Origin of the sequence: Lamprocystis purpurea DSM 4197 (assembly GCF_000379525.1) — a bacterium.
Lineage (GTDB): Bacteria > Pseudomonadota > Gammaproteobacteria > Chromatiales > Chromatiaceae > Thiodictyon > Thiodictyon purpureum.
Window position 1 is genome coordinate 18,871 of the sequence record NZ_KB902518.1, and the last position, 19,062, is coordinate 37,932.

Consider the following 19,062-nt stretch of genomic DNA (forward strand, 5'->3'; position numbering starts at 1 on the left):
GCCGGATGGCGATCAGCTGGCGATCAGCTGGCGATCAGATGGCGATCACGCCGGTGGCGAGCGCGTAGATACCGATGCCCGCCCCGCCGAGGATCACGGCGAAGATGGCGATCTCGGCCGCGGTGAACACCTGCCTGGCCTGCTCGCGCCGGGCGAAGATGAACAACAGCGTGCCGGGCGCGAAGAGGATGCAGGACAGCAGCACATGGGTCAGCCCGCCCGCGACGATCATGAAGATGGTGTAGATGGTCGCGATCCCCGCCCAGGTCAGATCCCATCCCCGGTCCCGGTCGCCGGACAGATAGGTCTCCCGCGTGAGTGTCAGTTTGAGCGCGTAGCCCGCCACCAGCACATAGGGGATCAGGGTCATGGCGCTGGTCATCTCCAGCGCGAGGTTGAATGCCTCCTGGGCGAAGAGCGTCGAGATCAAGAAGACTTGCACCAGGATGTTGGTCAACCAGAGCGCGGCGACGGGCACCTGATTCTTGTTCTCGATTCCTAGCCATTTCGGTACCAGTTCGCTCTTGGAGGCGGAATACAAGACCTCCGCGGCGAGCAGCGACCAGGCCAGATAGGCACCCAGTACCGAGACGATGAGACCGACACTGACGAACCAGGCGCCCCAGTCCCCGACGATGAACCGCAAGACCCCCGCCATGGAGGGCTGACGCAGCTCCGCCAATTCCGGCCGCAGCATGACGCCATAGGGAAGCAGGGTCACGAGGACGAGCAGACAGAGCACGCCGATAAAGCCCATCACCGTCGCCCAGCCGACATCCTCCCGCCGCTTGGCAAAGCGCGAGTAGACACTGGCGCCCTCGATACCGATGAAGACGAAGACCGTCACCAGCATGGTGCTGCGCACTTGGTTGAAGACCTCGCCGGCATTATAGGCGCCGCCGCCCCAGAAGCTGCCCGTAAACAAGTCCGCCTTGAAGGCGAAGGCGACGATAATGATGAACAGAAAGATCGGCAAAATCTTGGCGATCGTCACCACCTTGTTGATAAAGGCGGCCTCTTTGATGCCGCGCAGGATCATAAAGTGAAAGGCCCACAGGATGACGGACGAGGCGGCGACCGCCTGCGGCGTATTGCCGTCGCCAAAGATCGGGAAGACCGCGCCCAAGGTGGACTTAATCAGGACGAAGTACGTGGTATTGCCGAGACAGGTGCCGGCCCAGAATCCGAAGGCCGCGGCAAAACCCAGATAATTGCCGAAACCGGCCTTGGCGTAGGCATAGATACCGGCATCGAGATCGGGTTTGCGGATCGCCAGCGATTGGAAGACGAAGGCCAGCATCAGCATGCCGCCGCCCGCGATCAGCCAGGCGACGATGGCGCCGAAGGGCCCGGTCGCCCCGCCAAAGCGTGCGGGGAGTGAGAAGATGCCGGCCCCGACCATGGACCCGACGACCGTCTCCGGGATCGCCGATTGCCCGCGAATAGTGACAAGAATTGAGAAAAAAGAAACCCCGTAGTCCGGGAGCGGGCTACGGGGCAATCGCTTCCCCGGCTTGGCCGGCCGGGAATTAGGAACCGCTGTCGGGGGGGATCAGCGGCTCCGAGCATTCGTCGCATGATCTTTCAGAGCGCCATATTCCGACGAAGTTCCTCTGCTGGTGGGGGCTGTTTGTCAAATTTCTTCTACCGTTCGTCGGATCAGACACGATGGACCCCGGTGCGCGCGGCCAGCCTCTTCTTCAAGCTGTCCGCGCCGGCCGGATCAATGCGCCTGATCCCAGTTTTCGCCGATGCCGATGTCCACCACCAGCGGGACGGCGAGGTCGGCGGCGCCCTCCATGGCGGTGCGGATGCGCGCGGCGGCAGTGCCGCGGGACTCCTCTGCGACTTCGAACACGAGTTCGTCGTGAACCTGCATGATCATGCGCACCGCCGGGCGTTCGGTTTCGATCCAGTGGTCGACGGTAATCATGGCGCGTTTGATGATGTCGGCCGCGGTACCCTGCATGGGGGCGTTGATGGCGGTGCGCTCGGCGGCGGCGCGGCGGGCCTTATTGCTGTGGGCGATCTCGGGAAGATGGAGGCGGCGGCCGAAGACGGTCTCGACATAGCGGTCGGCGCGCGCCTGGGTGCGGATGCTGTCCATGAACGTGCGCACCCCCGGATAGCGGTTGAAATAGAGGTCCACATAGTCCTGGGCGGCACCGCGCTCGATGCCGAGCTGGCGGGCCAGGCCGAAGGCCGACATGCCGTAGATCAGTCCGAAGTTGATGGCCTTGGCCGAACGGCGTTGATCCGCGGTGACCTGGTCCGGGGGAATTCCCATCACCTCGGCGGCGGTTGCACGGTGGATGTCCTGGCCGCTGGCGAAGGCGGCGAGCAGGCGTTCGTCGCCGGACAGGTGGGCCATGATGCGCAATTCGATCTGCGAGTAGTCGGCGGCCAGGATGTGATAGCCCGGCTCGGCGATAAAGGCGCGGCGGATGCGCCGGCCCTCCTCGGTGCGGATCGGAATGTTCTGCAGGTTGGGGTCGGTAGAGGAGAGCCGGCCGGTCGCCGCCACGGCCTGGTGATAGGAGGTGTGGACGCGGCCGGTGTAGGGGTCGATCTGCTGTGGGAGCTTGTCCGTATAGGTCGAGCGCAGCTTGGAGAGTCCGCGGTGTTCCAGGATCAGTTTGGGCAGTTCGTGCCCGTCCGCCGCGAGTTGTTCCAACACCTCTTCGCTGGTGGACGGGGCGCCGGTGGGGGTCTTGGCGATCACCGGGAGTTTGAGTTCGGTGAAGAAGATCTCGCCGATCTGCTTGGGTGAGCCCAGATTGAAACGGCGCCCGGCGTTCTCATAAGCCCGCAACTCGAGCGTGTGGATGCGCGCCGCCAGTTGTTGGCTCTGTTCAGCCAGCAGGTCGGGGTCGATGCGCACACCGGTGCGCTCGATGCGCGACAGCACCGGGATCAGCGGGACTTCGATCTCCTGGTAGAGCGGTGCCAGACGGCCGGTGCTTTCCAGCCGCGGCCACAGCGCCTGATGCAGGCGCAGGGTGATGTCGGCGTCCTCGGCCGCGTAATGGGCGGCCGGCTCCAGGGGAATCTGGTCGAAGCTGAGCTGTTTGGCGCCCTTGCCGGCGATCTGCTCGAATTGGACGGTGTCATAGTCCAGGTATTTCTTGGCCAGCGCGTCCATATTATGGCGCGTGGCGGTGCTGTCGAGGACATAGCTCTCCAGCATGGTGTCATGGGCGATGCCCAGCAGGTTGACGCCGTGGCGGGCGAGGATGCTCATGTCGAATTTGAGGTTCTGGCCGACCTTCGGGCGGCGCGGGTCCTCCAGCAGCGGCTTGAGGCGGGCGAGGACCTGCTCGCGGGGCAACTGATCCGGTGCGCCGGGGTACACATGGGCGACCGGCACGTAGGCGGCGCGGCCCGGCGCGATGCAGAACGAGAGCCCGACCAGTTCGGCGCGCATGTAGTCGAGACCGGTGGTCTCAGTGTCGAAGGCGAAGAGGTCGGCGGCGGCGAGGCGCTCGATCCAGGCGTCCAGTGCCGCGGTGGTGAGGACGGTTTCATAGTCCGCGGCGGGCGCCGGGTGTGGCGGCGCGTCAGGCGCGCTGCCCGCGGTGTCGTTCAGGCCGGCCAGGAGCCGGCGCGCGTCCAGCCGCTCGTACCAGGTGCGTAAGGCGGCGATATCCGGGGCGGCGGGGGTGAGGTCGGTTGGCGCCAGGTCCAGGGCGACATCGCGCTTGATGCTGGTCAGGCGCCGGGCGAGCGGCAGTTGGTCGAGCACTTGACGCAGGCTCTCGCCGACTTTGCCCGACACCCGGTCGGCATTGGCGATGACGCCGTCCAGGTCGCCATAGTCCTGGAGCCATTTCACGGCGGTCTTCGGGCCGCACTTGGGAACACCAGGTATATTGTCGCTCGTATCGCCCACCAGGCTCAGATAGTCGATGATCCGCTCCGGGGGCACGCCGAACTTGGTGATGACCCCGGCGCGGTCGAGCAGGGTGTCGGTCATGGTGTTGACCAGGGTAATATGCGCGTCGACCAGTTGTGCCAGATCCTTGTCCGCGGTGGAGATCAGGGTCGGGATGCCTTGCGCCGCCGCCTGGGTGGCCAGGGTGCCGATCACGTCGTCGGCCTCGACATCGGGGATGACCAGCAGCGGCAGCCCCATGGCGCGGACGACGGCCTGCAAGGGTTCGATCTGGGCGCGCAGTTCATCCGGCATCGGCGGCCGCTGGGCCTTGTAGGCGGGGAAGATCTGGTCGCGGAAAGTCTGGCCGGGGGCATCGAAGACCACGCCGATGAATTCCGGGCGCTGCGCCTCGATCAGCTTGCGCAGCATGGAGAGCACGCCTACCACGGCGCCGGTGGGTTCGCCCTGGGAATTGGTCAACTTGGGCAGGGCGTGATAGGCGCGGAACAGATAGCCTGAACCGTCGATCAACAGCAGGGGATACTTGGCGGCCATGGACGCAGTCCTCGCGGGGTAAGATACAACGGTAGCATGGCGGTCGCGGGTTGGGCAGTCGCGCGCGTGACCAGCGCCCCGGCTGTTGCCGGGCGTCTGATCGGACGGGAGTCTTCCCGATGCACCCGCGCCAGGCGCCGCCGGCCTCGGCGATGTGTAAAAAAGACGATTATTCGCTGAATAGCAGAACTAGGCGACACTTCGCGCGTGATTGACGGCCTAACATCCATCCATAAGCTCCATTCCTGATCGTCGACTGTTTCCAGATGCGAAGTACCTGTCTCATCCTGGCGGCCTTGATGGCGTGCACCGTCGCTGTCGCCGCTCCCCCTGACGGTGCGCCGGCGGCCGCGGCGCCGGAGGGCACGCGTGTGCCCGCGGATGAGTTCTGGTCGGATGAGCCGCAATTGCTGATCACCGGTGTCACCCTGGACCCGGAGACGCGGCGGCTGACCATCAACGGCCAGAACTTCGGCGGCCACCGCTTGCCAACGGTCAAGCTGGGTGCGCTCTTCCTGAGTTTGTCCCGATCCACCGATAACATGCTGGTCACTGACCCGCTGCCGCGGGCGCTGGATGTCGGCACCCATCTGGTGACGGTGGTGGCGGGTAACGACCGGACCCGCTTCGATGTCTACAGCCTGGTCGTCGGCCAGCAGTCCGCGATCATCGCGACCGCGGCGCAGGTTCGGCCGAATCAGGTGCGGATTCTGGATTCGACCGGAGACGTGGGTTGGCACACTGCGACCGCGGTGGGCAGTGACGGCAATCCGCTGGTTGCCTATCTCGATTACACCAACCGCGACCTGAAGGTCATCCAGTGCCAGGACCCGTCGTGCGGCAGCGCGAGCACGCACGCGCTCGATCGGGAAGGCGACCAGGGCTGGTGCAACGCGCTGGTGGTGGGCGCCGACGGCCTGCCGCAGATCGCATATTTCGACAATACCAACAAGGATTTGAAATTCGCGCGTTGCCAGGACCCGGAGTGCCGGGTCTTCCAGCCACAGGCGATCGATACCGAGGGCCAGGTCGGTCAGCATGTCTCACTCCTGCTGGGGAGCGACGGACTGCCGGTGATCAGCTATTACGACAAGACCCGCGGCGATCTGAAGGTGGCGCATTGCCGTGATCCGGACTGCACGGAGGTCACTCACACGGTGGTCGACAGCGCGGGTAATGTGGGCTGGTACACGAGCATGGCCATCAGTGCCAAGGGCTATCCGATCATCAGCTACTTCGATGTGACGCGGCGTGACCTCAAGGTGGCGCATTGTGAAGATCCGGCCTGTACGTCCGCGACGGTCACGGTGCTGGATACCGGTGGGGTCGGTCTGGGGACCGGCATCATCGTGCCCGACGACGGACTGCCGTTCATCGTCTACTGGGATTTCTTCAACGACGACCTCAAGCTTGCGCACTGCGCCAACCCGGAGTGCACCAAGGCCAATGTGCGGGTCATCGACAGCACCGGAGCGGTCGGCTCCAATGCCGCCATCGCCCTGGGCCGCGACGGCCATCCCATCATCGGCTATCACGACCATACCAACAGTGACCTCAAGGTCGCCTACTGCGAGGATCCGCGCTGTGCTCGGGTGCGGATCTCCGCGCCGGACACCGAGGCGTCCGTGGGGTGGCATATCAGTATCGCCATCGGCGCCGATGGACTGCCGATCGTGAGTTACTACGACGAGACCAATGGGAATCTCAAATTCCTGCACTGCGGCAATCCGGCCTGTAGCGTGACGGATGATTAGTCGCTGAGACCCAGGTCGTTCCACAACCGCAGCGTCGGGCCGGACTGATTCATGGTGTAGAAGTGCAGACCGGGCGCACCGCCGGTCAGCAGGTTGCGGCACAGACGCAGAACGACCTCGTGTCCGAAGGCGCGTACCGCGTCCAGATCGTCCCCGCAGCCTTCCAGCCGGCGCCGCGCCCAGCGCGGGATTTCGGCGCCGCAGGCATCGGAGAAGCGGGCCAATTGGGTGTAGTTGGTGATCGGCATGATGCCCGGGATGATGGGGATCGCGATGCCTTGGGCGCGGGCATTGTCGATGAAGCCGAAATAGGCATCGGCGTTGTAGAAGTATTGGGTGATGGCGGAGTCGGCGCCGGCCTGCACCTTGCGTTTGAAATGCTGCATGTCCTGTGTGGGGTTGGGGGATTGGGGGTGATACTCCGGATAGGCCGCGACCTCGATATGGAAGTGGGTGCCGCGCTCGGCGCGGATGAACTCGACGAGTTCGTTGGCGTAGCGGAAGGCACCGGCGGTACCGGTCCCGGTGCCGGAAGGCAGGTCGCCGCGCAGCGCGACGATGCGGTGGATGCCCTGCGTCTGGTAGCGAGCGAGGATGGCACGCACCTCGTCCGGGTTCGAGCCGATGCAGGCGAGGTGCGGGGCGGTGTCGATGCCCTGGCCGCGTAGCCAGGCGACGGTCTCGAAGGTCCCGTCGCGGGTGGATCCGCCGGCACCGTAGGTGACCGAGAAATATTCAGGACCGACGGCGTTGAGTTCCGCAATCGTGGTCTTGAGTTTCTCCATGCCCTCGGGGGTCTTGGGCGGGAAGAGTTCGAAGCTGAATGAAGGTTTGGAACCGGTTGGCGAGGACATGCGTGGGGAGCCTCCAGCCGCCGGCCGCCGGCCGCCGACTCGGGATCAGGGGTAAAACCCTGAGCCGCGAGTGGCCGCGGGTGGTCGGAGGTCAAGCAAACGGTGGAGCCAGCCCCAGCCGCCGTCGACCGGGCCTTGCGACCCCCCGCTGGCGGCGGGCGGCGGGCGGCTTAGTACCTCAGTACCGATAGTGCTCGGGCTTGTAAGGCCCATTCACCGGGATGCCGAGATAGTCAGCCTGTGTCTTGGTGAGTGTGGTGAGCTTGGCGCCGATCTTGCCCAGATGCAGCCGCGCGACCTCCTCGTCCAACTGCTTGGGCAGGATGTAGACCCCGATCGGATACTTCTCGGTGTGGGCATAGATCTCGATCTGCGCCAGCACCTGGTTGGTGAAGCTGTTGGACATCACGAAACTCGGGTGGCCGGTGCCGCAGCCCAGGTTCACCAGACGCCCTTCGGCCAACAGGATGATCCGCTTGCCGTCCGGGAAGATGATGTGGTCGACCTGCGGCTTGATGTTCTCCCACTCGTACTTGGCGATGCCGGCGATGTCGATCTCGTTGTCGAAGTGACCGATGTTGCAGACGATCGCCTGATCCTTCATGGCGGCCATGTGGTCGTGGGTGATGATGCCCAGGTTGCCGGTGGCGGTGACGAAAATATCGGCGAGCGGCGCGGCCTCTTCCATGGTGACGACGCGGAAGCCCTCCATCGCGGCCTGCAGGGCGCAGATCGGGTCGATTTCGGAGATCCAGACGGTGGCGCCCAGACCGCGCAGTGACTGCGCGCTGCCTTTGCCCACGTCGCCGTAACCGCAGACCATGGCGATCTTGCCGGCGATCATCACGTCGGTGGCACGCTTGATGCCGTCCACCAGCGACTCGCGGCAGCCGTAGAGGTTGTCGAACTTGGACTTGGTGACCGAGTCGTTGACGTTCATGGCGGGGAAGAGCAGGGTCCCGGCCTTGGCCATATCGTAGAGGCGGTGCACGCCGGTGGTGGTCTCCTCGGTCACGCCCTTGATCGCCTCGGCCAGATGGTGCCAGTGGCGCGGATTGCGCTGGAAGGTGCGGGAGAGCACGCCGAGGATGGCGGTCCACTCCTCGTTATCGTCCGCCGTGGGGGCGGGGACGCGCCCGGCCTTTTCGAATTCCACGCCTTTGTGGACCAGCAGTGTCGCATCGCCGCCGTCGTCCAGGATCATGTTGGGGCCGCCGCCGTCAGGCCAGTTGACCACCTGCTCGGTGCACCACCAGTAGTCTTCCAGACTCTCACCCTTCCAGGCGTAGACCGGCACGCCGGCCGCGGCGATGGCGGCGGCGGCGTGATCCTGGGTGGAGAAAATGTTGCAGGAAGCCCAGCGGACCTGGGCGCCGAGCTGGACCAGGGTCTCGATCAGCACCGCGGTCTGGATGGTCATGTGCAGGCTGCCGGTGATGCGCGCCCCGGTCAGCGGTTTGGACTGACCGTATTTCTTGCGCAGGGCCATCAGGCCCGGCATCTCGGTCTCGGCGATGCGCATTTCCTTGCGGCCCCAATCGGCCAGGGACATGTCCGCTACTTTGTAGTCGGTGAACTCACTCATGGGTTTAAGCTCCAGTGTTAAACGTGAGTGAGCGCCGTTGTCAGAGTCGACCCGGCCGCCGAGCCTGGCCTGGAGCCGTCAGGTCCCAGGTCGCAACGCTCCTCGGTGGCGAGGTGTTGGAAAAATGTTCGTCCGCAGATGGACGCGAATCAGCGCAAATCAAGTCCGCGGGCCAGCCGACGCCCGCCGGCGGCGAAGACGGCCCAGGTCCGCTCGAGGCTTGCCGACCAGCGGATCCTACCGCATCACTCAGTTCGCGTCTGTCTGCGGTCGCCGGCGGCTTAAATTCCGGCTGCCGCGCGCAGCGCCTCGGCCTTGTCGGTGCGCTCCCAGGAGAAACCCGGCTCGGTGCGTCCGAAGTGACCATAGGCGGCGGTGGTGCGGTACTTGATCAGGTCGCGGTTGCCCAGATCGAGCATGCGGATGATACCGTAGGGCCGCAGATCGAAATGTTCGCGGATCAGCTCGATGATCCGGTGTTCGCTGACATTGGCGGTGCCGAAGGTGTCGATCGAGACCGAGGTCGGCTCGGCGACGCCGATCGCATAGGAGACCTGGATTTCGCACTTGTCGGCCAGGCCCGCGGCGACGATGTTCTTCGCGACATAACGCCCGGCGTAAGCCGCCGAGCGGTCGACCTTGGATGGGTCCTTGCCGGAAAAGGCGCCGCCGCCGTGCCGTGCCATGCCGCCGTAAGTGTCGACGATGATCTTGCGTCCGGTGAGTCCGCAGTCGCCGACGGGGCCGCCGATGACGAACTTGCCGGTCGGGTTGATGTGGTACTGGGTCTCGCCCTTGAGCCAGCCGGTCTCGCTCAGCACGGGCTTGATGATCTCCTCCATGACTGCTTCGTGGAGCATTTCCTGGGTGACGTCGGGGCTGTGCTGAGTCGAGAGCACCACGGCCTGGACCGCCACCGGCCGGCCATCCTGGTAGCGGAAAGTGACCTGTGATTTGGCGTCCGGACGCAGCCAGGGCAGGGTGCCGTTCTTGCGCACCTCGGCCTGGCGCTTGCACAGGCGATGCGCGTAGTCGATCGGCGCCGGCATCAACAGGTCGGTTTCGTTGGTTGCGTAGCCGAACATGAGCCCCTGGTCGCCGGCCCCCTGCGCTTCCTCGGTCTCCCGGTCCACGCCCTGGTTGATGTCCTTGGATTGCTCGCCGAGGGCGACGAGCACCCCACAGGTGTGACCGTCGAAGCCGACCTCCGAGTTGTCGTAGCCGATCTCGTTCACGACCTGACGCACGACGCGTTCGTAGTCGATTTTCAGGTCGGCGTCGGTGAGGGTGATCTCACCGGCCAGCATGACGAAGCCCGTCTTCACCAGGGTTTCACAGGCGACCCGCGCCTTCGTGTGATTGGGGTCGCGCCGGTAGATCTCGTCGAGCACCGCGTCGGAGATCTGGTCGGCCATCTTGTCGGGGTGGCCTTCGGAAACGGACTCGGAGGTGAAGATGTAATCTTTGCTCATGGACTTGAATTGGTTTGTTCGGCCAAGTGTGGAAAACCCAGCCGCTAAGGATAAAGCTTCGTCGGGAGAGATCCTAGCCCCGCGACGGCAGTTCCAAATTCGGGTGGCCGCCGCCGGCAGCGTGTCGGCAGCGATGCTGATGGTGGATGCGCTGCTCCACCCGACGAAACCTATCCAGCGCCGGGCGCGGCGCGGCGCGTAGCGGGACGGTGACGACGGTTGCCATTTTGCCGCGTGGGTAGCTTATGCTTATCGTCAAATCGGGCCGTCCGGTCGGGGCGTCAGCGGGTACGCGCCCGGCTGACGGGGAGTTCAAGTGCATTTCACTCAAGAGATTATCGAGGGTCTGACCCAGGGCGTGGCGGTCTACCGGCCGACCCCGGATGGTCAGGACTTTCTGCTGACTTACCTCAATCCGGCGGCGGCCCGTCTGGTGCGCCGCGACCGTGCCGAACTGATCGGGCAGACGCTGCGCGAGGCCTTCCCCGGCGCGGCGGCCATGGGTTTGCTGGAGCTGTTGCGGCAGGTCCACGCCACCGGCGAGCCCGGGCTGATCGAGGCCAGCCGGTATCAGGACGACCACCTGGACATGTGGGCCGCCAACCGGGTGTTCCGCCTGGCCTCGGGCGAACTGGCGACGGTCTTCGAGGATCAGTCCTCACGGGTGGCCGCGGACCGCGCCCAGGTGTCCATTCGCAACCGCTACCGGTCGGTCTTCGAGAACAGCCTGATCGGCATCTTCACGGTGAATCGCGAGCGGGTGATCGAGGAGATCAACCAGCGCGCCTGTGAGATTTTCGGTTTCACCGTCGAGGAGGCCGTCGGCAGTTCGGTCGCGCTGCTCCATTGCTCCCCCGAACACTACCGGCGCTTCGGTGTCCAGTTCTTCGCCCAGGTCGACGAAGGGGGCGTGTTCAATATCCGCTATCCCCTACGGCGCGCGAACGGCTCGGTTTTTCCGGCCGAGTTGTCGGGTAAGCCGCTGAACGGGCGCGATTTGACCGACGGGGTGGTCTGGGTGGTCGCCGACCTGTCCGAAGCGCAGGCGATCGAGGCGGCATTGCGTGAGAGCGAGTCGCGTTACGCCCTGGCCGTGGCCGGTGCGAATGACGGTCTGTGGGACTGGAAGGTCCCCGAGGATCAGGTGTACTACTCGCCGCGCTGGAAGGCGATGCTGGGCTATGACGACGCGGAGCTTCCCAGTCGCTTCGAGGAGTGGCGCACGCGGGTGCACCCCGACGATCTGCCGGGTGCGCTGGCGGCCATCGATGCCCATCTGCAGGGCGCCGTCGATCACCTGGACATCGAGTTCCGGATGCGCCACAAGGACGGCACCTGGCGTTGGATTCTGGCGCGTGCCGCCTGCGTGCGCGATGCCGACGGCCGGCCCCTGCGGATGGCCGGGTCCCACACGGATATCACCGAACGCAAGCGCGTTGCCGACCAACTTCAGGAGAATGAGCACCGCCTGCATGCGGTCTTCACCGCCGTGCAGACCGGGATCGCCATCATCGATCTGGAGGCGCACCGTGTCGTCGATGCCAACGAGAAGGCGTCTGAAATCCTGGGGATCGACCGTCAGGCGCTGGTGGGTGCGCGCTGCTACGCGCATTTTTGCGCCGACCCGCTCGCCTGTCCCTTCCTGTCCGACCTGCACCAGCGCAGTCATAACGAGATCAGCCTCAGTGGTCCTGATGGGCGCGCCATCACCGTGCTGAAGAGCGGGGTCGCTCTGGATCTGAGCGGGCGGCGCCTGCTGGTGGAGAGTTTCGTTGATATCACGGAGCGCAAGCTGGCCGAGCAGGACCTGCGGGCCGCCAAGGAGCAGGCCGAGCAGGCGGCCCTGGTCAAGAGCGAGTTCATGGCCAAGATGAGCCATGAGATCCGCACGCCGATGAACTCGATCATCGGCATGACCAAGCTCACCCTGGACAGCGACCTGGACGCGGAGCAGCGGGAAAATCTGGAGATCGTCGAAGCCTCGGCCGAGGCTTTGCTGTCGCTGATCGACGATGTGCTGGATTTTTCCAAGATCGAGGCCGGGCAGGTCGAGCTGGAGGCGGTGGACTTCGAACTGGCCGGGGTGGTCGAGGACGTGATGGACAGTTTCGGCTACCGTGCCGCTCAGAAGGGGATCGAACTGGTGCACCTGATCGAGCATACGGTGCCGGCCAGTCTGTGTGGGGATCCCAGCGGTCTGCGCCAGATTCTGGTCAATCTCATCGGCAACGCGCTGAAGTTCACCGAGACCGGCGAGGTGCTGCTCGAAGTGGCCCCGGAGATCCAGGACGCGGGGGGCCTGATGCTGCGCTTCACGATCACCGACACCGGTATCGGTGTGCCGGTGGACAAGCGCGCGGCGATCTTCGAGGCGTTCATTCAAGCCGACAACGGTACACGTCGACGTTACGAAGGCACCGGGTTGGGGCTCACCATCAGCCGCCAACTGGCGCGCATGATGGGCGGGGAAATGGGTCTTGAGGGCCGTCCGGAGGGCGGCAGCCGATTCTGGTTCACGGCGCGCTTCGGATTGGCCGAGTCCCCGGCGCCGCCGGCGGATGGGGCGGCCGTGGTGCTGGCGGGGGCACACTGTCTGATTGTCGATGACAACCGCGCCAATCGGCTGGTGCTGGAGAAGACGCTGAGCGTCTGGTCCTGTCGGGTCGCCGCGGTGACCGGCGGGCGCGAGGCGCTGGTGGAACTGGCGCGGGCGGCCGCGGCCGGCACACCCTATGACCTGGTGCTGTTGGACATGATGATGCCGGATCTGGACGGCGAAGAGACCGCCAGACTGATCCAGGCCGACCCCGCCAGCGGCCGGCCGCGGGTCATCGTGTTGACCTCGGTCGGGCATCGCGGGGAGGCGCAGCGCCTGGCCGGTCAGGGTGTCGTGGGCTGTCTGCTCAAACCCATCCGCCGCGCCCAGCTCTTCGAAACGCTGACCCAGGCCATGCAGCGGACGCCCGCGGTCGGCACGCGCGAGGGCCGGGAGCCGCCGCCCGCCGGGTCCGCGCGGCCCGCACGCGATACCAGTCTCGCCGGATTGCGCGTCCTGCTGGCCGAGGACAAACCCTTCAACCAGCGCTTGGCGGTCCAGTTGCTGGCCCGGCGCGGGGTGCTGGTCACCACGGCGGACGACGGTCGACAGGCGTTGGAGATTCACGCGTCCGTGCCTTTCGATCTGATTTTGATGGATGTGCAGATGCCGGTGATGGACGGCTTTGATACCACCCGCGCGATCCGGGAGCGGGAGTCCGCGGCCGTCGCGCCGCCGGGCCGGCCCCAGCGGCGCACCCCGATCATCGCGATGACCGCCCATGCGCTGAAGGGCGATCGGGAGCGCTGCCTGGCCGCCGGCATGGACGACTATCTGACCAAGCCCATCGATGCCGAACGGCTCTGCGAGAAAGTCCGGCTATGGTCGGGACGCGCGGACGGGGCGCCGTCGCCGGTGTCCGCGGGGATCGAGCCGCGCCCCGCGGGGAGGGTGGGTGCGCCGATCCATCCCGACAGCGCGGTGGCGCTCGCGCGGATCGCGGCTGCCTTCGGTGACGACCCGTCGGGACTCGCGGGACTGGTCGCGCTGTTCATCGAAGATGCCGAGCGGGATCTGGCCGCTCTGCAGGCGGCCGCCATGGCCGGCGACGCGACCGCGATCGTGCGGCTCGCACATTCGCTCAAGGGCATGATTCGCAACGTCGGATTGAGTGAGTTGGGTGAACTGTTCAGCCGCATCGAGGGGCTGGGAGGCGAGGGGGCCGACGGGGCGGTCGCGGCCCCGGTGGCACTGGCCGCCCGGCGCATCCACGACCTGCTTGCCGGGCTGCGTGCTTATTTGGACGGAGCGGCACCATGAAGATTCTGGTGGTTGAGGATCAGCGCTTCACCCGGCGGATGCTGGCCAGCTTTCTGACCAGCGCGGGCTATGCGGTGGCGGAAGCGCAAGATGGCTGCGAGGCCATGGAGGTGCTGGCCCGCGAACCGATCCGGTTCGTCATCACCGACTGGATGATGCCCTGTATGAGCGGTCTGGATCTGATCCGCGCCATCCGCGGGCGCAGCCTCGACCGCTGGGTCTATGTGATTCTGCTGACCGCCCGCGACGAGAAGTCGGGCATTGTGGAAGCCCTGGACGCGGGGGCGGACGACTTCATTCACAAACCGTTCGACAACGACGAACTGGCGGTGCGCATCCGCGCCGGACAGCGCATCATCGAACTCACCGAGCGGCTGGAGCGGCTGGCGATGACCGACCCCCTCACCGGGCTGCTGAATCGGCGCGGGCTGCAAGAGACGCTGGCGCACAGCTGTCCGGCGGACGCCCCGCTCGGATTCGCGGTGGCGGACATCGACCACTTCAAACGGGTCAACGATGCCCACGGGCACGATCGCGGCGATCTGGTGCTCAAGCAGATCGCCGGCCTGCTGCGCGGATTGTTCGAGCCTGACGGGATCGTCGCCCGGGTGGGCGGCGAAGAATTCTGGCTGGTGCTGCGCAACGGCGATCCGGCAGCGTTGTGCGGGCTGGTCGAGCGGGCGCGCGCGCGCGTTGCCGCGACCGCCCTGACCGATGAGGGGCATGACACCTTGAGCCTGACCTTGAGCTTCGGTCTCACCATGGTCCCCGCCCTGCAGGGACGTGATATCACGACGCTGTTCAAAATCGCGGATGGTGCCCTGTACCGGTCCAAGCAGGACGGGCGCAATCGTGTGACCTATGTCGCGCCTGATGCGTGTCCCTGAGGGTGCTTCGCTGTTGTCGCCTTTGCACCTGATATAGCCTTCGTACCTGATATCCAGGCAGACCCTTGGTGTAGGGGCGGGTTTGAAACCCGCCCCTACGTCCGGTTATCACGTCCGAATGCTATGTCCGAACATGGCCTTGGCGTAGGGGCGGGTTTGAAACCCGCCCCTACATTCGGTAATTGCATTGGACGCTGATCAGCACCGGAAATACTGCTATGCTGATTCACACAGTCGGGGCAACGAATTTCGAGCCGGCGCGGACCCGTCGTGCCGGCCGATTCGAGGCCGGCCTGACTGCAACCGCTTCCCAGGGTTTCCGGCAACGGCCGGTCCCGGTCGACCATAGGTGCAAGATATGACTTCCAGACCTCTATTGCTCGCGGCCGTCCTTTCGGCGTGCTGGGTTCCGGCCAGCGCCGCGGACGCACCGGTACCCGGCTTGCGCGAGGTGTTCGAGGCCCACGAAAAGGCACTCGACGCCCACGACCTGGCCGGTGTGATGAAGCTGTATGCCCCAGGTGAGACGACCGTGGTCATGGGTACCATCCCCGCCGAGCGCTGGGTCGGCAGTGCGCAGATCGAGGAGGCGTATCGGAACTTCTTCGCGGACTTCGACGCCGGCTCAGTGAAGCGCAGTTGCCCGTGGGTGATCAGCGACAGCAGCGGCGATGTCGGCTGGCTCACGGCCACCTGCGATTACCAGGATGCGCGCAAGGGTGCCCCCCGCACCTTTACACTGAATGTCTCGGTGGTCCTCCAGAAACTGGACGGGGCCTGGAAGCTGCGCACCATGCACTACTCCAATCCGACGCCGCCTTAGTGAACGGTCCTTTTAGAGTGCAATCGTGAGGCCAACAGTGTCCGCTGCGGAGAATCCATGATGAGCGATAAGCCTGTAACCGTGCCCGATCCCGACCTGGACCACCTCGACGAACCAGGTCGTCGGGACTTCCTGATCGGCCTGGGTCGCTGGTCGAAGATCGCGATCGGTGTCGCGGTCTTTGGCGGCCTGGCCGGGGGCGGGACGAACGCCGAGGCCGGCTGGATCAACCGCCGCGGCGGCGGGGGCGGCTGGATCAATGGCGGGGGTGGCGGTTGGATCAACCGCCGGGGTGGTGTTGGCGGCGGCAGTTGGATCAACCGGCGCTGATCGACACGGTTTGGACTCACCTGGGCTTGGTTCTGGTCGCCGACTCGATGGTGCCGCCATGGCCATGAGCGCCGTTGCGGCCACCGCGACCACTCGGATTTATCCATGATGGTCTACAACATCCCGGCGGCCCTGTTTCGGACCTTCCCGGATCGCCCGCTGATCGTGCGGGCCGCTGCCGCCGCCGAGTTGCGGGGGGCATTGGGGGATGCGGTCCCCGACGGGGTGGCGTTCGTGCAGCTCACCGCCCTCACCGGCGACATGGCACCGCTCGCGGACTGGGGCGACGGGCTGGCGGTCGATCTGGTCATGGCGGATCCCGCGACTGAGCTGCCTTTACTCTACGGCTGCACGCCATTGTTGGCCCGGCATCCGGTGCGGGTGACCATCCCCTGGTTGCCGGGTTTGGCCCGGGCCGTCAAGCTGGCTGTTTCGCTTGGCTTTCCGGTCCGTCTGGCCGGCGCTCAGCCGGCCGCGGAAGCTGCCGCCGAGGCGCGCCGGGCGCTCGATTTGTTCCTGCACAACCCCACCGTGGCCCAGCCCGTGGAGCCCTTTCACGGGTTGCTCAGCGGGTTCCTCCACGACACGCCGGTCGATCTCTGGGACCTGCTGGAGCGCGATCCGGAGCAGACCTGTGTTCTGGACGCGCGCGGCGAGGTTCTGCCGGACCAGGGGCCGGCGTCCGTCACCGCGTTTCGCGAGACCCTGCTGGCCGCCGGGGCCGAGTGTTGCGGGTGTCCCTGGTTCGCCTCCTGCGGCGGGTACTTCAAGTGGCCCCGGACCGATGTTGCCTGCGACGGGGTCAAGCCGTTGTTCGCGGATCTGGCGTCCGCCGCCGCCGAACTGCGCCAGGGTCTGGCGGCCTATGCCGCGCAGCGGGACGGACCCGGCGATGGGGCCTAGGGTCTTCTCGCTGATCCTGCTGCCGACGCTGCGGTGCAATGCCGATTGCGACTATTGCTTCGAGGACAAGGACGGGACCTGGCTGACGTTGGACCGCCTGCCGGTGCTGATCGGCAAAGTCCTGGATCATCTCGTGGCCAAGGACATCGCCGAACTCCAGATTCACTGGCAGGGCGGCGAAGTCATGACGCTGCCGCCGTCCTGGTTCTCCCAGGCGCAGGGTCTGATCGACGCCGCCGCCGCCGCGCGCGGACGGACCGTGACCCATGCGCTGCAGACCAACATGATCGGCTACAGCCCGGCCTGGGACGGCGTGATCCGCGCGATGTTCGGTAACAGCCTCAGCACCTCGCTGGACTATCCCAATCACTACCGCCATCGGCGGGGACGGGAGCCGGCCGAGTATGACCGCATCTGGCAGCGTCACGTCCGCCTGGCCCGTTCAGTCGGGATCGAGGTGCAGGTCATCGCGGTGGCGAACCCGGCCACCCTGGATCTCGGCGCCGAGCGGTTCTACCGCTATTTCGTCGATGAACTCGGGGTCGACAGCTTTCAGGTCAACACACCTTTTCCGGGCGGGCAAGCCAATCCGGTCAAGCGTCTGTTACCCCTGGAGACCGAGGCATTGGTGCGTTTTTTCATCGCGTTGGCCGACCTCTGGCTGGAGCGCGGCGCTGCCGCGGGGGTGCGGATCGGACCCTTCGATGAATTGTTGCGCTATTTCAGCGGCGCTCACGCGGTGCTGCCCTGCATCTGGACCGACGATTGCACCAACCATCTGCTCGCCATTGATCCGCACGGCCATGTGGCGCAATGCGACTGCTGGGTCACGAGCTACCCCGAGTACCGGTTCGGTAACCTGTTCGCCGACGCGGACTTGGGAACGCTGCTGGCCGTCAGCTCCGCCAGGGAGGATTTCCGTCGACGCCCCGCCGCCTTGATGCAGGGCGACTGCATCGCCTGCGACTACCTGGCGCTCTGCCACGGCGGTTGCCCGGTGCGGGCCTTCACCGTCCATGGCACCCTGTTCGAGAAAGACCCTTACTGCGCCCTCTATCGGGCGCTGTTCGCGCACATGAACGCCGCCGCGGTCCGCCGCGCCCGGCGGCGGCCGGAATATCCAAAAGCGCAGATCGGGTGAACGGCGATCGTCAAGATCGCGCTTGGCCCCATCGCGGCCGGAGGCCGCTCCCACGGGAGATTATGACCTTCAGGGGCAGGTCGCGCAGCGACCCTGTGGGAGCGGCCTCCGGCCGCGATGCGATGTCGCGGTGAACGGCGATGGTCATGATCACGCGAGGGCCTATCGCGGCCGGAGGCCGCTCCCACGGGAGACTGTCAGTGCCATGCACACGGGGTTTGGAATCCCGATCAATTTGGTTACCATGGGGAACCTGGGTCGCCCGGACCCGACCGCCACTTCAAGAGACCGGAGGACTGCTATGGCCTCGTTGCAAACCCCAGTCTGCGACTTCGGCGCTCCCGCGCCTGCTTTCTCACTTCCCGGCGTGGACGGCCGGATCTGGACCCGCGATCAGTGCGCCGGCGAGCGTGGGTTGCTGGTGATGTTCATTTGCAATCATTGCCCTTACGTCAAAGCCGTGCGCGAGCGCATCGTGCGCGACGTACGGGAGCTGCAGGCGCTCGGCATCGGCTGTGTCGGGATCATGTCCAATGATCCGGTCGACTACCCGGAAGACGGGTTCGAGAACATGCGGCAGGTGGCCGAGACCTTCGGTTATCCCTTTCCCTATCTGTTCGACGAGACCCAGGCGGTTGCCCGTGCCTATGGCGCGGTGTGCACCCCGGATTTTTTCGGTTACAACGCGGATCTGGGTCTCCAGTACCGCGGCCGGCTCGACGAGAGCCGCAAGGAAACCGCGCCCGCCGGGGTGCGGCGGGATCTGTTCGAGGCGATGCGGGAGGTTGCCGCAACCGGGCGCGGACCCGCCGACCAGATTCCCAGCATGGGCTGTTCGATCAAGTGGAAGACCTGATGCCGGCGCGGCACGCCCGCCCGTCGCGCCGACTCCAAAAAGCGCCATGATCTTTGTCAATATTGAATATTCTGATATCATGAATCGTCTTGTGCCGGCATCAATTTGTTTTGATGTCCCGGATACGGTCTTTCGGTCACAATACCGGGCCGCTGGAGAAGGTCGCCGTTGA

The 19,062-nt window shown here is 65.5% G+C and carries 14 protein-coding genes and 1 riboswitch; of the genes, 8 read left to right on the forward strand and 6 right to left on the reverse strand.

Annotated elements, in window-relative coordinates:
* Nucleotides 1-34: 34 nt before the first annotated feature.
* Both A39O_RS0121120 and polA read right to left on the reverse strand, forming a co-directional pair.
* Nucleotides 35-1,501 carry a basic amino acid/polyamine antiporter gene (locus tag A39O_RS0121120; RefSeq protein ID WP_245561951.1) on the reverse strand — a complete coding sequence of 489 codons (1,467 nt, stop codon included), beginning with the start codon at nt 1,499-1,501 and terminating at the stop codon, nt 35-37.
* 222 nt (nt 1,502-1,723) lie between these two features.
* Complete coding sequence (polA, locus tag A39O_RS0121125; protein ID WP_020506662.1) at nt 1,724-4,429, reverse strand: DNA polymerase I; 2,706 nt, start codon at nt 4,427-4,429, stop codon at nt 1,724-1,726.
* A gap of 266 nt (nt 4,430-4,695) precedes the next feature.
* On the opposite strand from polA, the gene A39O_RS0121130 reads away from it, so the two are divergent.
* Nucleotides 4,696-6,183: a hypothetical protein gene (locus A39O_RS0121130; RefSeq protein ID WP_020506663.1), complete on the forward strand. Its 1,488-nt coding sequence runs from the start codon at nt 4,696-4,698 to the stop codon at nt 6,181-6,183.
* Here A39O_RS0121130 and metF read toward each other — a convergent pair.
* From metF to A39O_RS41090, 4 genes are all read right to left on the reverse strand, one after another.
* Complete coding sequence (gene metF, locus A39O_RS0121135; RefSeq protein WP_026199604.1) at nt 6,180-7,037, reverse strand: methylenetetrahydrofolate reductase [NAD(P)H]; 858 nt, start codon at nt 7,035-7,037, stop codon at nt 6,180-6,182. The genes A39O_RS0121130 and metF overlap by 4 nt on opposite strands.
* 178 nt (nt 7,038-7,215) lie before the next feature.
* Entirely contained in the window at nt 7,216-8,622 is a 1,407-nt protein-coding gene (gene ahcY / locus A39O_RS0121140; RefSeq protein ID WP_020506665.1) for an adenosylhomocysteinase, read from the reverse strand.
* Between the two features lie 22 nt (nt 8,623-8,644).
* A riboswitch (S-adenosyl-L-homocysteine riboswitch) is annotated at nt 8,645-8,732 on the reverse strand.
* Nucleotides 8,733-8,903: 171 nt separating this feature from the next.
* Nucleotides 8,904-10,094 (reverse strand): methionine adenosyltransferase, encoded by a 1,191-nt coding sequence (gene metK / locus A39O_RS0121145; protein WP_020506666.1) that lies wholly within the window; start codon nt 10,092-10,094, stop codon nt 8,904-8,906.
* A gap of 73 nt (nt 10,095-10,167) precedes the next feature.
* Nucleotides 10,168-10,320, reverse strand: a complete 153-nt coding sequence (locus A39O_RS41090; RefSeq protein WP_157640310.1) for a hypothetical protein — start codon at nt 10,318-10,320, stop codon at nt 10,168-10,170.
* Nucleotides 10,321-10,410: 90 nt separating this feature from the next.
* Between A39O_RS41090 and A39O_RS34500 the strand changes: the two genes are divergently transcribed.
* From A39O_RS34500 to A39O_RS0121185, 7 genes are all read left to right on the forward strand, one after another.
* Nucleotides 10,411-13,950 carry a response regulator gene (locus A39O_RS34500; protein ID WP_020506668.1) on the forward strand — a complete coding sequence of 1,180 codons (3,540 nt, stop codon included), beginning with the start codon at nt 10,411-10,413 and terminating at the stop codon, nt 13,948-13,950.
* Nucleotides 13,947-14,837, forward strand: coding sequence for a GGDEF domain-containing response regulator (locus A39O_RS0121160; RefSeq protein WP_020506669.1), 891 nt, complete (start codon nt 13,947-13,949; stop codon nt 14,835-14,837). The genes A39O_RS34500 and A39O_RS0121160 overlap by 4 nt, the downstream gene beginning before the upstream one ends.
* Nucleotides 14,838-15,195: 358 nt before the next feature.
* Nucleotides 15,196-15,660, forward strand: a complete 465-nt coding sequence (locus A39O_RS0121165) for a YybH family protein (RefSeq protein WP_083924821.1) — start codon at nt 15,196-15,198, stop codon at nt 15,658-15,660.
* A gap of 60 nt (nt 15,661-15,720) precedes the next feature.
* Nucleotides 15,721-15,990, forward strand: coding sequence for a hypothetical protein (locus A39O_RS0121170; protein WP_157640311.1), 270 nt, complete (start codon nt 15,721-15,723; stop codon nt 15,988-15,990).
* A gap of 105 nt (nt 15,991-16,095) precedes the next feature.
* Nucleotides 16,096-16,893, forward strand: a complete 798-nt coding sequence (locus tag A39O_RS0121175; RefSeq protein ID WP_020506672.1) for a hypothetical protein — start codon at nt 16,096-16,098, stop codon at nt 16,891-16,893.
* Nucleotides 16,883-18,034 (forward strand): radical SAM protein, encoded by a 1,152-nt coding sequence (locus tag A39O_RS0121180; protein ID WP_157640312.1) that lies wholly within the window; start codon nt 16,883-16,885, stop codon nt 18,032-18,034. The genes A39O_RS0121175 and A39O_RS0121180 overlap by 11 nt, the downstream gene beginning before the upstream one ends.
* A gap of 301 nt (nt 18,035-18,335) precedes the next feature.
* Nucleotides 18,336-18,890 (forward strand): thioredoxin family protein, encoded by a 555-nt coding sequence (locus A39O_RS0121185; RefSeq protein ID WP_026199605.1) that lies wholly within the window; start codon nt 18,336-18,338, stop codon nt 18,888-18,890.
* Nucleotides 18,891-19,062 lie beyond the last annotated feature (172 nt).

What these genes read in the sequence shown, in the direction of transcription:
- ahcY (WP_020506665.1), bottom strand. Translation starts at nt 8,622, where the DNA reads ATGAGTGAGTTCACCGACTACAAAGTAGCGGACATGTCCCTGGCCGAT.
- A39O_RS0121130 (WP_020506663.1), top strand. Translation starts at nt 4,696, where the DNA reads ATGCGAAGTACCTGTCTCATCCTGGCGGCCTTGATGGCGTGCACCGTC.
- A39O_RS0121170 (WP_157640311.1), top strand. Translation starts at nt 15,721, where the DNA reads ATGAGCGATAAGCCTGTAACCGTGCCCGATCCCGACCTGGACCACCTC.
- polA (WP_020506662.1), bottom strand. Translation starts at nt 4,429, where the DNA reads ATGGCCGCCAAGTATCCCCTGCTGTTGATCGACGGTTCAGGCTATCTG.
- A39O_RS0121175 (WP_020506672.1), top strand. Translation starts at nt 16,096, where the DNA reads ATGATGGTCTACAACATCCCGGCGGCCCTGTTTCGGACCTTCCCGGAT.
- A39O_RS0121185 (WP_026199605.1), top strand. Translation starts at nt 18,336, where the DNA reads ATGGCCTCGTTGCAAACCCCAGTCTGCGACTTCGGCGCTCCCGCGCCT.
- A39O_RS41090 (WP_157640310.1), bottom strand. Translation starts at nt 10,320, where the DNA reads ATGGCAACCGTCGTCACCGTCCCGCTACGCGCCGCGCCGCGCCCGGCG.
- A39O_RS0121165 (WP_083924821.1), top strand. Translation starts at nt 15,196, where the DNA reads ATGACTTCCAGACCTCTATTGCTCGCGGCCGTCCTTTCGGCGTGCTGG.
- A39O_RS0121180 (WP_157640312.1), top strand. Translation starts at nt 16,883, where the DNA reads ATGGGGCCTAGGGTCTTCTCGCTGATCCTGCTGCCGACGCTGCGGTGC.
- metK (WP_020506666.1), bottom strand. Translation starts at nt 10,094, where the DNA reads ATGAGCAAAGATTACATCTTCACCTCCGAGTCCGTTTCCGAAGGCCAC.
- A39O_RS0121160 (WP_020506669.1), top strand. Translation starts at nt 13,947, where the DNA reads ATGAAGATTCTGGTGGTTGAGGATCAGCGCTTCACCCGGCGGATGCTG.
- metF (WP_026199604.1), bottom strand. Translation starts at nt 7,037, where the DNA reads ATGTCCTCGCCAACCGGTTCCAAACCTTCATTCAGCTTCGAACTCTTC.